This window comes from Lapidilactobacillus mulanensis (assembly GCF_003946215.1).
Lineage (GTDB): Bacteria > Bacillota > Bacilli > Lactobacillales > Lactobacillaceae > Lapidilactobacillus > Lapidilactobacillus mulanensis.
Map to the genome: position 1 here is coordinate 69,512 of NZ_RHOW01000007.1, position 14,579 is coordinate 84,090.

Annotated in this window: 8 protein-coding genes and 1 riboswitch; of the genes, 2 read left to right on the top strand and 6 right to left on the bottom strand. The window is 45.4% G+C overall.

Features of this window, described 5'->3' with window-relative positions:
- Positions 1 to 872: 872 nt before the first annotated feature.
- The 4 genes from EKM67_RS03000 to EKM67_RS03015 all read right to left on the bottom strand — a co-directional run bounded on the left by EKM67_RS03000 (position 873) and on the right by EKM67_RS03015 (position 8,516).
- The gene (locus tag EKM67_RS03000; RefSeq protein WP_125577156.1) at positions 873 to 1,592 is read right to left on the bottom strand and encodes a pseudouridine synthase; all 720 of its coding nucleotides are present in this window, start codon (positions 1,590 to 1,592) and stop codon (positions 873 to 875) included.
- Entirely contained in the window at positions 1,589 to 3,256 is a 1,668-nt protein-coding gene (locus EKM67_RS03005; RefSeq protein ID WP_125577158.1) for a putative polysaccharide biosynthesis protein, read from the bottom strand. The genes EKM67_RS03000 and EKM67_RS03005 overlap by 4 nt, the downstream gene beginning before the upstream one ends.
- Positions 3,257 to 3,456: 200 nt before the next feature.
- Positions 3,457 to 5,880 (bottom strand): leucine--tRNA ligase, encoded by a 2,424-nt coding sequence (leuS, locus tag EKM67_RS03010; protein ID WP_125577160.1) that lies wholly within the window; start codon positions 5,878 to 5,880, stop codon positions 3,457 to 3,459.
- Positions 5,881 to 7,145: 1,265 nt separating this feature from the next.
- Positions 7,146 to 8,516 carry an MATE family efflux transporter gene (locus tag EKM67_RS03015; protein ID WP_125577162.1) on the bottom strand — a complete coding sequence of 457 codons (1,371 nt, stop codon included), beginning with the start codon at positions 8,514 to 8,516 and terminating at the stop codon, positions 7,146 to 7,148.
- Between the two features lie 180 nt (positions 8,517 to 8,696).
- On the opposite strand from EKM67_RS03015, the gene EKM67_RS03020 reads away from it, so the two are divergent.
- Positions 8,697 to 9,368 carry a phosphatase PAP2 family protein gene (locus EKM67_RS03020; RefSeq protein WP_125577164.1) on the top strand — a complete coding sequence of 224 codons (672 nt, stop codon included), beginning with the start codon at positions 8,697 to 8,699 and terminating at the stop codon, positions 9,366 to 9,368.
- Positions 9,369 to 9,979: 611 nt separating this feature from the next.
- Here the strand turns inward: EKM67_RS03020 and EKM67_RS03025 are convergent.
- Both EKM67_RS03025 and metK read right to left on the bottom strand, forming a co-directional pair.
- Positions 9,980 to 11,443, bottom strand: coding sequence for an MFS transporter (locus tag EKM67_RS03025; RefSeq protein WP_125577165.1), 1,464 nt, complete (start codon positions 11,441 to 11,443; stop codon positions 9,980 to 9,982).
- An 83-nt stretch (positions 11,444 to 11,526) separates the two neighbouring features.
- The gene (gene metK / locus EKM67_RS03030; protein ID WP_125577167.1) at positions 11,527 to 12,723 is read right to left on the bottom strand and encodes a methionine adenosyltransferase; all 1,197 of its coding nucleotides are present in this window, start codon (positions 12,721 to 12,723) and stop codon (positions 11,527 to 11,529) included.
- Positions 12,721 to 12,792: riboswitch (SMK box riboswitch) on the bottom strand. Its footprint overlaps the gene before it by 3 nt.
- A gap of 993 nt (positions 12,793 to 13,785) precedes the next feature.
- Between metK and EKM67_RS03035 the strand changes: the two genes are divergently transcribed.
- A complete protein-coding gene (locus EKM67_RS03035) occupies positions 13,786 to 14,469 on the top strand; it encodes a hypothetical protein (protein WP_125577169.1) in 684 nt (227 codons plus the stop codon).
- The last annotated feature ends 110 nt before the right edge of the window (positions 14,470 to 14,579 follow it).

Below are 14,579 nucleotides of genomic sequence, written 5' to 3' on the forward strand. Positions count from 1 at the left end.
ATCTACCTTCGGCAGAAGTTGCTCCAGAAAATAGTGGGAGGTTGCTGTGGGGACGGCTCCAAGCTTTTGGAAGAGCGCCAAAAGTTTTCCGCCTAAAATGTGAGCTCCGGAAAACCGTCGGATCTCACATTTTCCCTTTCAGTAAATTCGCCAAAACCGCTCATTAACAGAAATACCACTGCAATCCCACTATTTTCTTACGCAACTTCTGCCTAAACTTATTTCGTTTAGGCTAGGATCTGAATAACAAGGTTCCTCAAGCTTGATTGACATTGTTGCCTTTACTCTGAATAGTTCTTCTAAAAAGTCTGAATGATAATCAAGTCCGCCTTTCGTCTTCCACGAAAAACGGTTGCGGTACAAACCAGTCGCACAGGACTAGACGTTGGTTGAAGTCACCACTATAAAACTGCCGAGATGAGTCAGAACGCGGAAGAAAAAAGTTGCGACTTGCAGTGAAATTGTTCTTGCGGGACCAGATAATTTATTAAATGCTCTCAGATATGTTGATTGCTAATTCAGTTCTCCACAAAACCCAAGTCCCGCTAGAACAAGGGTGATCTTCAAGACTTTTGTGGGCTTCAAAAGGCTTGAAGTCATCCCCACAGCGAGGCGCAACTATTTTCTGGAGCGTTCTGACGGAACTAAACTAAATCCTACCGCACGCAAACAAAGCCTTCAAGAATCAGCTAGGAATTTTAACCGCAATCTCCACAGCGAGGCGCAACATTTTTCTGCAGCGTTCTGACGGAACCAAACTAAATCCTACCGCACGCAAACAAAGCCTTCAAAACTCAGGTCATAATTTACAATCCGCCACAAAAATAGCGCCCGCTCACCGATCAATCCGGTGAACAGACGCTTTTATTAGTTTACACTGCTTTCAATGCCGCGATTTCCGCGTCGGTCAGCGGCCGGAACTCGCCTTCGCCGAGATCCTCATCCAAGCGTAACGGGCCAAACTTCACCCGTTGTAAATCGATGACATTATGATCAAAGACCCCCAGCATCCGCTTCACTTGGTGATATTTACCTTCCGCAATCGTGACCAAAACTCGCGATTGCTTTTTTTCGTCGTCGCGTTCGACGATTTCGAGTTTTGCAGGCTGCGTCGTGAAATCACTCAACTTGATCCCCGCCGCAAAAATTTCGACTAGTTCATCGGCAACGACGCCATCAACCAGCGCCTCATATGTTTTCGCCACATGAAACTTCGGTTGCAATAAATGATGCGCCAATTGACCATCGTTGGTGATCAGCAACAAGCCGGTGGTATCTTGATCCAAGCGGCCAACCGGCGCCAAATCTTGATAGTGAGGCAAATTATCGTCCAAAAGATCCATTACCGTTAATTGGCCATGCTTGTCTTCTGTGGCGGATAAATAATCGGCCGGTTTATTCAATAGATAATATTGAAACTCCGAATAATTCACCGGTTCACCATCAACGGTCACCGTATCGGCGGTCTGTACATTTTTGCCGATGTCTTTACTGACCACATCGTTGATGCGCACCTGGCCTTTTTTGATGAACACTTTGACTTCACGGCGCGAGCCGAATCCCATTTCACTCAATAAACGATCTAATCTCATCGTATGTGTAACCTCCGGCGTAAGCCACCAATTTTTGCGCCGAGGATTCGATCGGCTAAGCGTGTCCGCAGAATTAAGAATGCGTAAACGCCGCCTCCGATCGCCACGGCGATGAATAAGACAACTGCAGAAATTATTTTCCGTTCTAGTGGCAAGAATAATCCGAATAAGTTTACCACCGCTAATGTGACGATAAACATGATGATCGAGAAGGTTAAAATTGCCAACATCCGCCGCGCCGTTTGTTCCAACTTGAAGTGATACAACTCATACAACGAATTGATCATCAGTGCGCTCGTGACTAGCATGCCGAATGCAGTCGACAATAAAGGGCCGTAAATTTTGAAAATGGCGATCAGTGGATATTGCAAGAGAAGTTTGACCGCGATGCCGATCACTAAGTAAATCATGGCCGCGCGATTCTGGTAGAGTCCCTGCAAGATTGCCGCCAACACGGTGAATAAGCCGAGGAAAATCGCCATAAACGCACTCACCTGCAAAACGTGAATGCCTAAGCTGTCGTAGCCATAAAACACGGTATAAAGTGGCGCGGCAACTGCGGCGACACCAAACGAAGCGGGCAACATGATGATCAGGAACAATTGTAAAATATTGGCAATCTGTCGCGACATGTCTTTTTGATCGTTGCGTGCATGAGCGGCCGATAATAACGGAATCGCCGCCACCGCCATCGCTGACGCAAACGAAATCACGATCATGATCAATTTATTGGCGTTGAAGTTGAAAATCGCGAAGAAAATATCGAGTTGCTTTTGACTAGCGATGACGAATTGGCTCATGATCTGGTTGAATGAATATTGGTCGATCAATTGAAAAATCGCAATGCCTGAACCCAGCAGGATAAATGGCAGCGATTGTTGTGCGATATCCTTGACCAAATCGCGGGTCGACACATGCAGATCGTCGTTAGAATCTCTGAGCAATTGACTGAATTGATGACGTTGACGCCAATAAAACCAACCCAACGCCAAAATCCCGAAAATCGCACCGATGAACGCGGCAAAAGTCGATTGAACCACGGCTTGTGTGTACTGACCATGACGAACTTCCATGATCAAATAAGTCGCACCCAATAAATAAATGATCCGCGCTAATTGTTCAACAAACTGGGAAATGGCAGAAGGCGCCATTTGATTAAAACCTTGGAAGTAGCCCCGCAAAATGCTCAAAAAAGGAATGATCAAAACGGCGACACTTAACGAACGATAGACGGGAATTTCGGCGGCCGATTGCGCATAGAGTGGTGCGGCGAAAAACATGATCGCCGCCGAAACCACACCCAAGATCACCATCAATTTCACGCCGGTTTTAAACAAACGCTGGCTGACACGATACTCATTTAAAGTATTGTAGTGTGCAACTTGCTTAGCAATCGCGCCCGGAATTCCCGCCGTCGAAATCAGCAAGAAGATGCTATAAATATTGTACCCCTTGCTAAACAAGGCGTTGGCCAGGTTGCCGGTCTGTGCGTCGCCGATCATTGGCAACCACAAGATAATATAAACGGCCCCTAGAATTCGCGAGAAAATACTCCCCGCTGTGATCCAGACGGAGCCTCGTACTAAACTTTCTTGACTATTCGTCGCGTTGGTTGATTGTTGTAATGACGAGCGTTGTTGCCGCCCACTGGGTTCCTTTGCCAAATCATTAGCTCCCTTAATGAAACCTGTTCTGTTTGTCAGTCATGATTAATTCTGAATCAGATTGTTTTAATTGTAACCTAATTAAGGCCCGAATAAAACGCCTCGATCTGACATTTAACTTTGTTTTAACACTGGCGAAACCTAAGCAACGAAAAAAGCCAGGCACTTGACCTGACTTTTACCGTTCAAAAAACACTTAATTACTTCACGACAATATTAACGATTTTATTCGGGATCACGATGACTTTAACGACTTTTTTATCGCCGATAAATTTCTTCAAGTGCTCGTCTGCTAGGGCTTGTTCCTGCAAAACCGCTTGATCGAGATCTTTAGCCACTTGCAACTTGACACGTAATTTACCGTTGACTTGCACGATCACTTCAACTTCATCTGCGACCAAGAACTTCGCGTCAAACGTTGGCCACTTCGCATAAGTGAGGCTATCTTGATGACCTAATTTCTCCCAGATTTCTGCCATCATGTGTGGCGCAACCGGTGCGAGCAATTTGACGAAGCCTTCGACGTATTGAACTGGCAGGGCGTCGACTTTATAGGCCTCGTTGACAAAGACCATCAACTGCGAAATCCCGGTATTGAAATGCAGATCTTCGAAATCGTCGGTGACCTTTTTGACCGTCTGGTTATAAACCCGATCTAATCGACCATCATCAACCGTGGTAATACGATCGCGCAACTTGCCATCATCATCGATGAACAAACGCCAAACACGATCCAAGAAACGACGCGAACCCGCAAGTCCATCTTCACTCCAAGAAATCGACGCATCCAATGGCCCCATGAACATTTCGTAAACACGTAAGGTATCGGCACCATATTGTTCAACAACTTCGTCTGGATTAACCACGTTACCTTTTGATTTAGACATTTTCTCGTGATTATCGCCCAGAATCATCCCTTGATTATATAACTTCTGGAATGGCTCTGGTGTGGGCACAACGCCGATGTCATAAAGGAATTTGTGCCAGAAACGCGCATACAACAAGTGAAGGACCGCATGCTCAGCACCACCGATATACAAATCGACTGGCAACCAATCTTTTAACTTATCAAAATCGGCAAGTTTTTCGGAATTGTGGGGATCGACGTAGCGCAGATAATACCATGATGAACCCGCCCATTGTGGCATCGTGTTGGTTTCGCGACGACCTTTGCGACCATTCTCATCCACCACATTGACCCAATCCGTCAGGTTGGCTAATGGACTCTCGCCGGTACCAGAAGGCTTGATGTCATGCGTCTTAGGCAAACGCAAAGGCAACTCGTCTTCAGGCACGAGTGTCGTCTCGCCGTCTTCCCAATGAATAACTGGAATCGGTTCGCCCCAATAACGTTGACGACTAAATAACCAGTCCCGCAATTTGAAGTTCACTTTCTTCTCGCCGACCCCTTTTTCAGCCAGCCAGTCGATCATCTTTTTAATGGCGTCATCTTTATCTAACCCATCGAGAAAATCGGAATTAATATGCACACCGTCGCCAGTGAACGCCTCTTTGGTAACATCGCCACCTTGCAGAACTGGTTTGATCGGCAAATTGAATTTCTGCGCAAACTCATAATCACGCGTGTCATGCGCAGGAACCGCCATGATGGCGCCGGTTCCGTAGCTGACCAAGACATAATCCGAAATCCAAATTGGTAATTTTTCATTATTGGCTGGATTGATCGCATAAGCGCCGGTAAAGACGCCCGTTTTATCCTTGCTTAAATCTGTACGTTCCAAATCGCTCTTATGACTGATCTCGTCCTTGTAAGCAGCCACAGCGTCTTTCTGGTCGGCGGTGGTGATCTGGTCGACTAACTCATGTTCAGGCGCCATAACGACGTATGAAGCCCCAAATAACGTATCTGGGCGAGTGGTGAAGACCGTGAACGACTTTTTAGCAGTAGTCTGATCAGTGGCCACGTCAAAATCGATCTCGGCACCCTCAGAACGACCGATCCAATTACGTTGCATTTCTTTAATACTCTCGGGCCAATCGATCAAATCCAAATCGTCTAACAAACGTTGCGCGTAAGCCGTGATCTTCAGCATCCACTGACGCATTGGTTTGCGATAAACGGGAAAACCGCCACGTTCGGTTTTGCCGTCGATGACTTCTTCATTAGCCACAACTGTCCCTAAATCTGGACTCCAATTGACCGCAACCTCGGCTTCATAGGCGAGACCTTTTTTATACATTTGTTCAAAAATCCATTGGGTCCACTTGTAATAGCTGGGATCTGTCGTATTCAATTCGCGATCCCAATCGTACGAAAAGCCCAACGAATTGATCTGCCGTTTGAAGTTGGCGATGTTTTCTGCGGTGAACTCACTTGGCTCGTGACCGGTATTGAGCGCGTATTGCTCAGCAGGCAGGCCAAAAGCGTCCCAACCCATTGGATGCAAGACGTTATAACCCTGCGCCCGTTTCATCCGCGCGGTGATATCCGTTGCGGTGTAACCTTCGGGATGACCGACGTGCAAGCCTTGGCCAGATGGATATGGGAACATATCTAACGCATAATAATTTTTCTTATTCGGATCCGTCGTCGTCTTGAATTCGTGCGCCGCTTTCCAATTGCGTTGCCATTTCTTCTCGACCACTGTGTGATTGTAAGACATTTTAATACCTCCATTAAAATAAACACTCTTTTTAGTGTTGCCTTTAAACGCTGTGCTTGATAAAAATTGGTCCAAACTGCTTGCAAGAATAAAAACCCTGTTCTACCTGCGGCAGAAGTTGCTCCAGAAAATAGTGGGATTGCTGTGGGGGATAGCTCTCAGCCAATTGAAAACCAAATTGTCTTCGAGCACGATTTGAGCCTTTTCCGGAAGCCCACCGTAAAAGTCTCAAATGCGCCCCCTGCTGTAAATTCGCAAAACCGGCTCATTAACACCAGTGTCACTGCAATCCCACTATTTTCTTCCGCAACTGCTGCCTAAACTTAATTTCGTTTAGCGTCGGATTTGAATAACTGGGTTAGTGGAACTAACTGATTTACACTGGCTTAACTCTAAACCACTTAGTCAAAAAAGTAGTATCAGAATAATTACACTCTGATTCACGTCACTCTTTCGAATAGACGAGGCGGAATTTGTGGTGGGAACTGGGACTTGAAGTGATATTTCTGTTAACGAACGGGTTTTGTGAGTTTACAGAAAGGGAAGATTTGGAGATTTTGTGGTCTATACAAAAGCTCCAAATTTAGGCGGAAGAATTTCCGGTCTGTGGAAATCCTGCAGCCGTCCCCACAGCAAGCACCCAGTTCCCACCACAAATTCCGCCGGAACCACACATTTTTTTCGTTAGCTAGTTGTAACTAACGAGCTAAAACGTGCTCAGCGCCACTGAAAGTTCCGTCTAACTTGGCAGCTGTTCAAATCCAAAAACAGGATTTGTGCAGTTGCCGAAGTTAGTCTCCACTTTCAACCCGTGGCGCTTCGCACTCTACAAAAAAAGTCCCACAAGCAAGCATATGCTCATAGGACGCGCGACCGTGGTACCACCTAGATTTGGAATTAACCCTCTAAACCATTAACGCTGGCACACGCTCGACTCTACTTAATTTCAAGTTAAGACCCACTAGACGAGTTCATCGCGCACGCTGATGGGTTCACATCGACCACCCACTTGCTGAACAGCTCTTGCACGACTACTAATTCTAGCTAGATTATACTAGTAATATACACCAACACTACGTTCAAAATCAAGCCCACATCTGATTTCACGATAATCGGTCAGATGTGACCGATTATGCCCTAAATGTTTGAAAAATCGGCCGTTAAAACTCACGAAAAATATTCCAATCCGATTTTTAAATTTCCAAAAACCATTAACGACGCCGTTCTAGCCGGTTCGAAATCTATTTTTGTTAAAATCGTTTTTTTTAAATTAAGCGATGGACATACCAACGCTTGCCGCGAAATCTGAGTAGGAAAATCGTGCCGCGCACTGCCCACTCGCAGACCCAGACAAAATAAATTCCTGGCAAACCGTAGCCGAAGACGATCCCAACTAAATAGCCGATGCCCACGCGAATGCCCCACATCGTGATCAGCGAAACCATCGTCGTGAATTTCGCATCCCCGGCTGCGCGCAATGCGGATGGCAAGGTGAAGCTAATGCACCAGACGAGCAAATGACCGACGGCAAAAATTAGATACAGTTCGAAAATTCGTGGCTTGATCACGTCAGAAGGATGAAATAACGCGATGCCCTTGTTAAAGGATAAAAATAAAATAATTTCGCCGATGACATAGGCCAGAATGCCCAGGCTCACAAATGATTTGGTGATTTTGCGGGCGTCCTTGATATTTTTGCGACCAATACATTGGCCGACGATCGGGACTAATGCCGTTCCTAACGCGGTCGGCACAATTTCAGACAACTGCACCCACGACGAGGCGATCGCGTTGGTGGCGATAACTTGCGTGCCCAAACTGACGATCATCATTTGCATAATAATTTTCCCACCGTTGAAGAAAAATGATTCGGCCGCAAACGGAATACAGACGGTCACAACGCGTTTGATCATGCGGAAGTCAGGCTGTTTCATACTCGACCACTTCAACGAAAATAAATCGCGATGCCTGAATAACGTGACCCCCGCAAACGCAGACGCCAACCAACGCGATAAGTTCAGCGAAACAACTAAGCCCAGCACGCCCATTTTGAAATAGATGATAAAAACAAAATTGAATAATAAATTCAATAAGTTCATGACCAGCGAAAGTTGCAGCGAATTTTTGGTACGTCCGATCCCACGCAGACTCCCGTTAACGCCTTCCACCGTGGCCTCGAAGGGGTAGCTGATCAGCACGCCGACCATGTAAAGCCGCGCATTATCCATGACCGCTTTTTCAGCGTCACCGAATAACAAATTCAGAATTAAATTATGACCCAGTAAGAAAAGTAACGCTAAACTCGTCGCCACTAAAATCGCACCGAAAACCGTGCCGTTGACAACTTTTCCCAGCATCTGATATTCTTTGCGACCAAAATACTGGGCAATCAAAACCGTGCCGCCTAATCCCACAGCCACGAAAATTTGAATCAGAAAAACATTGATGCTCCCCACCATGTTAACCGCGCTGATTGCCGCCTCACCAGACGAGCTGATCATAGCGGTGTTGATAAAATTAAAGGCAACCAAAAAGAATTGATCAAAAATAACCGGTCCCAAAAGTGATAAAACAAACCGATAATCAAAACTTTCTCCCGATAAATAGCGCGTCATTAATTTCTTTACTGTCAGCATCGTGAACTCCAAAACAGTTGTATTTATGTGTGAACATATGTATCCATTATACGCCAGTTGGCAAGTACGCCAAATTGCAATCAGCGGTCCTTTTACAGAATTCATTAAAGTTGCCCTTCATTTCGGAGACACTCGTCCAACTTTGCTATAATAAATGAAAAACAAACATCGAGGTTCAACATGAAATACACACAAACACGAAAAAATCATCCTGCCATTTCAATCGGCATCACCACACTCAGCTATTTAATTTTCGCCCTATTTTTCTGGGGTGTCACACAACATGCCGGGTGGATCCACACCTATGACAACACGATTTACGCTTGGCTGAAACCCCTGCATCCCAACGCAACCCCTTTTTTCACCCTGTATACAAAAATTGGCAATCCCCTGATCGTGTCAACTTTAGCCGTCCTGATTTTTTTCGTACTGATCTTGCGCAATCACTGGCGTTGGGGCGCCTTCTTAGGCATCAACATGGTTCTAGGCAACGCCATCAATCACACGATTAAAAATATCGTGCGGCGACCGCGACCAACGCTGCCACATTTAGTCGTCGAAACCGGCTTCAGTTTCCCCAGCGGTCACGCCACGACGGCCGTCCTCTTATTTGGAACCCTCCTTTTGATCGGACATTTCACATTACAACGCCAAAATTTACGACGCTTTTGGATCGGCGCCATGATTGTCATGTTGCTACTGCTAGGCATCAGTCGTTTATACGTGCAGGTTCACTACCCCAGCGACGTCACGGCAGGATTTGCACTCGCATTGGGAAATTTGATTGTTCATTGGTTGATCGCACGACGCACTTATCTCCGACCGGAATTACAACGCTTTGAAAATCGTTAGTATTATTTTGTGCGGTTCCGGCGAAATTTGTGGTGGGAACTGGGAAACTGCTGTGGGGACGGCTGCAGGATTTCCAAAGACCGGAAATTCTTCCGCCTGAAATATGAGCTCCTGAAAACCACAGGATCTCATATTTCCCCTTTCTGTAAACTCGCCCAACCCGCTCATTAACAGAAATATCACTGCAGTCCCAGTTCCCACCAAAAATTTCGCCTATTCTATTCAGAAGAGCTCGATAATGTTTATCACGTGTCATTTTTGTTATTCAGATAAAAAGCTACCTTGATAATCAACTTCTAGAAGCCCCGCCATTTAAATCCTACGCTAACCAATATAAGTTTAGGTCGAAAGTGCTGGGGCAGGCAGTCGTGGCAGTGCTAACCATGTTGGCGGGATGTTTTTCCCCACCTTACATGGTGGATCGATTCGAGATTTTGCCGATTTTGCAAAAGCTCAAATCGAAGCTCGGAACTTTTCCCGAACTTAGAAAAGTGGAGAGCGGTCCCACAGCCACAGACCTGCCTGCCCCAGCACTTTCGACCGCAGGTAGATAATATATATCTCCACACAAAAAGCCGAAATCATATGATTTCGGCTTTTTCAATACACATTTATTTTTTCTCAACCGTTTTACGTCCAGACCAGAAATTGATTGCTAGCGCAATGACAGCTAAGATCACACCGACCCAATAAACACCATGCATCGCATTCAGTAAGATCGCACGCAATTTAGGTAATAATTCGGCGGAAATCTGCTTCGCCGTTTCCGGATTGATCAACTTATTCAGCATGTTCATTTTCAAGCGCGAATCGTGCTGAATCCCTTGCGCAAACAAGGCATTCTGAATCACGCCGAAACTCGACATCATGATCGTTTGACCGATCGTCCGCGCCAACGTATTCAAAGAAGTCACCAACCCGACCTGATCTTCAGTAACCACATTTTGTGCGGTCACCGTTGTTGTAGTGATGGTGATCCCAAACCCAGTTCCCAAAAACGCCGCAACCAACAAGAACGTCCAGAATGGTGTACCGATTGGCAAGAAGCCCAAAATTCCGATACCGATACCAATGATCAACAGACTCCAAGTCAGAATTTTCGGTGCCGATTTTTCTAAGATCAAACGTCCAGCAAGAAACGATCCGAAGATCCACATGACTGAACTAGGCGTCACTGCAAAACCACCCATTGAAGCTGGCAAGCCTAAGATTCCTTGCATCCACATCGGAATATAAACTTCGAAACCGATCAAAATCCCACTGACTAATGCAGCGACTAAGTTGACACTCAAGAATAAACGATTTTTGAACAACGCCAATGGAATCAATGGATCTTTGGCGTGCTTTTCGAAGCGAATGAATAACCAAGTCGCCGCGAGCGCAACCACGATCCAGAAACCGTTGACTAATAAGTTTGCTGTGCCGATTCCCTGTGCAAATAACATCAGCGCCAATAAGATCACACTCAAAGTTGCCGCGCCACCATAATCGATCGGTGCTTTAGCAGACTGCCGATCTTCGTGGAAAAAGAAAACCACTAACAGCAGCGTGATCAACCCAACTGGCAAATTGATAAAGAAAATCCAGTGCCAAGAAAGATGTTGAACGATATAACCACCTAATAATGGTGCGATGACCGACGCAATTCCCCACGCAGAACCATTCAAGCCGAGGACTTTTGCCCGTTTTTCAAAGGGGTAAATATCGGCGATCATGGTAAAGGTCATCGGCTGAATCGCGCCGGCGCCAATTCCTTGTAGCGCACGCGCCAAGATCAACGTCATCATCGAATCGGATAAGCCGGCCAGTGTTGATCCGATCAAGAAAATCACGATCCCGACGATAAATATCGGCTTGCGACCCATTCGATCGGACAATTTTCCATAAATCGGTGTTGCAATCGAACTCGCCAATAAATAAATTGAGAACACCCAATTCATGATCGAAATCCCGTTCAAACTTCCAATAATCGTCGGCATCGCGGTTGAAACGATCGTTCCTTCGATCGCCGTCATAAATGTTGCCACAAAAATGGCAATGGTTACCAATACCAGATTGGTTTGTTTCTTCTTCATAATTACTTGTTACCCCACTTTTTCGTAAAAAAAGACCCAATTGGAAAAAATCCAACTGGATCGCCTCTTATACCTCATGGCTCTTAGTTAAGAAATGCCTTCAAAGCGTTAACTTTGTCGAGTTTCTCCCAAGGTAAAGCCACATCTGTACGTCCAAAGTGCCCATAAGCCGCAATCTGCTTATAAATCGGGCGCTGTAAATCTAACATTTTAATAATACCGGCTGGACGCAAATCGAAATTCGCGCGCACCGCTGCAATTAAATCACTTTCTGAAAAACGACTCGTGCCAAACGTATCGATATTGATCGATACCGGTTGGGCAACGCCGATCGCATAAGCTAACTGAACTTCGCATTTATTAGCGAAACCAGCAGCAACCAAATTTTTAGCCACATAGCGCGCTGCATAACTGGCTGAGCGGTCAACTTTAGTCGGATCTTTACCCGAAAAAGCACCGCCACCATGACGCGCATAGCCACCATAAGTATCAACAATAATCTTGCGACCAGTTAATCCTGAATCGGCTTGTGGACCCCCGATCACGAAACGTCCCGTCGGATTGATCAAGAATTTCGTTTGATCATCCACCAAATTCGCCGGTAAAACAGGCCGTATGATCTTTTCGATCACATCGTGGGCAAGTGTATCCAAATCGACATCAGGATCGTGCTGCGTGCTTAAAACGACCGTATCCACGCGTTGTGGGATCGTCCCCGTTGCTTCGTCGTACTCAACTGTCACTTGTGACTTTGCATCAGGTCGTAAATAAGGTAAAATTCCTTCCTTACGAACTTTCGCAGTCCGCCGCATTAAGGCATGTGCCAATGAAATCGGCAGTGGCATTAATTCCGGTGTTTCGTTGACGGCAAACCCAAACATCATGCCTTGATCGCCGGCACCGATTTGATCGAGTGGATCGACGGAAGTATCCTCCCGCTTCTCGATCGCCTCATCCACACCTTGCGCAATATCGGGTGACTGTTCATCGAGCGCGACTAACACCGCACAATTATGGCCATCAAAGCCATACTCGCCACGATCGTAACCCGCGTCGATAATCGTTTTGCGGACAATTGCTTGAATGTCCACATAAGCCGATGTCGAAATCTCACCGACAACTAAAACTAAACCAGTCGTGACTGTGGTTTCACAGGCCACACGAGCAGTTGGATCTTGTGCTAAAATAGCATCTAACACCGCATCAGAAATCTGATCGGCAATTTTGTCAGGATGTCCTTCAGAAACAGATTCCGAAGTGAACAAATGACGATTTTCCATAATTTTTCCCCCTTAGCGGTTACAGGGCAGCTCCCTATCTGGGACCCCATCGGAAACGCAATAACTAAAACAGTGTAGCATAATACGCCTGTTATTAAAAGGAAAATATTGTGAAACGGATTGGCGTCGGATAACCATTAACGGAAAAAATCGGTCTACCTGCGGTCGAAAGTGCTGGGGCAGGCAGGTCTGTGGCTGTGGGACCGCTCTCCGCTTTTCCAAGTGCGGGAAAAGCTCCGAGCTTCGATTTGAGCTTTTGCAAAACCGGCAAAATCTCGAATCAATCCACCATGTAAGGCGAGGAAAATCGTCTCGCCAACATGGTTGTCACTGCCACGACTGCCTGCCCCATCACTTTCGACCTAAACTTAATTTCGTTTAGCGTAGGATTTGAATAGATGGGTTCCTGAAAGTTTGATTATCAAGGTAGCCTTTACTCTGAATAGTTCAATAAAAAATGTGATGAATTTCAAATCTGCGCAAAATAACACACGACAAATTTTAAAATAGGTGCAGATTAGCCGAAAAAGCCGACGTCATAGTGCTTAGGCGAAAGATTGCGCCTATTTTTAAATTGGTCGTGTACCTAGATTACCAATTTTTGTTTTCCGTGTTTAAAAAAATATTGATGGGAATAGAAAAGCAAATTAAATATTCTCGTTGTACATATCGCGCTCTTCCAAATAGACTAGGCAAAATTTGTGGTGGGAACTGGGACTGCAGTGGCAATTTTGTTAATGAGCGATTTTCGCGAATTTACAAAATGGGGAAATATGAGATCTTCCCGATTTTGGAAGAGCTCACATTTCAGGCGGAAGAATTTTCCGTACTTTGGAAAATCCTGCAGCCGTCCCCACAGCAGTTTCCCAGTTCCCACCACAAATTTAGCCGGAACCAAACAACCTATAACCACCGAAAAATCGATTTTTAAATGCGCTCACTAAAATTCTCGCTAACAATTATTAAGCCAATTTTTAAATCTTATGAAATTTTATACATTTTTAATTGACCATTATTGTAAAAAACATTACGATTGACTTTATGAATTGGAGGTCGCCCACTTTGAAGAATCGCTACACCGCATCGATCGATTTTTTGGTACTCAATATGGTCATCGAACTGATCGCGCTCCTGTTGCCGCCGATCGTGATCAATCACAGCTTAAAACCGGTCGAGCCCCTGGACTTCGTTATCGTTATTTTGTTCGCCGTGATCTATGTATTTAGTAACGAAGTCGTTGCCTTTTGGCCGATGCCGACGATTATTTTTAAAATCGCGCTGATCGTTCCGATCGTGCTCTTACTCACCCAACAAGCATTTGTCGTTGCCATCTTGTTGCTGATGCAATATATTATTTACCTGATGACCGACCAAACGCCGAAATTAAACACGAAATTTACGAAAGTCCTCGATCAAGGTGTCATCCCCTTATTCCTAGCGGTGGCGCTGTTAGACACGATGGTCGAATCCATGTCGATGGAACAGGTCTTGCTGATCGCCGGCCTTTATCTGATCAAGATCACGAATAGTTTCCCATTCAAAAACTTTCTCGATTTTATCTGGCCGTTCATCGGTCTGGTCACCACTTTTTCACTCTTATCGGCCAACTTGATTTCGATTCCAGCAACTATTTTAATCGTCATTCTCCTAATCGTGGTATTAATTTCCTATCCAGTCCACCGCAATTGGGAAAAATTGCCAGCCATTCTAATGGTGGCCTTAACGATCCTCAGCCAAATTCCTTAAGTCAAATAAAATTAAGAGACAAACAAAAAACCAACACAAAATTGGGTCTACACTTTCTGGTGTTGGTAAAACTAATACCAGTTTTTATTTGCCAAAATAAATAGGACATC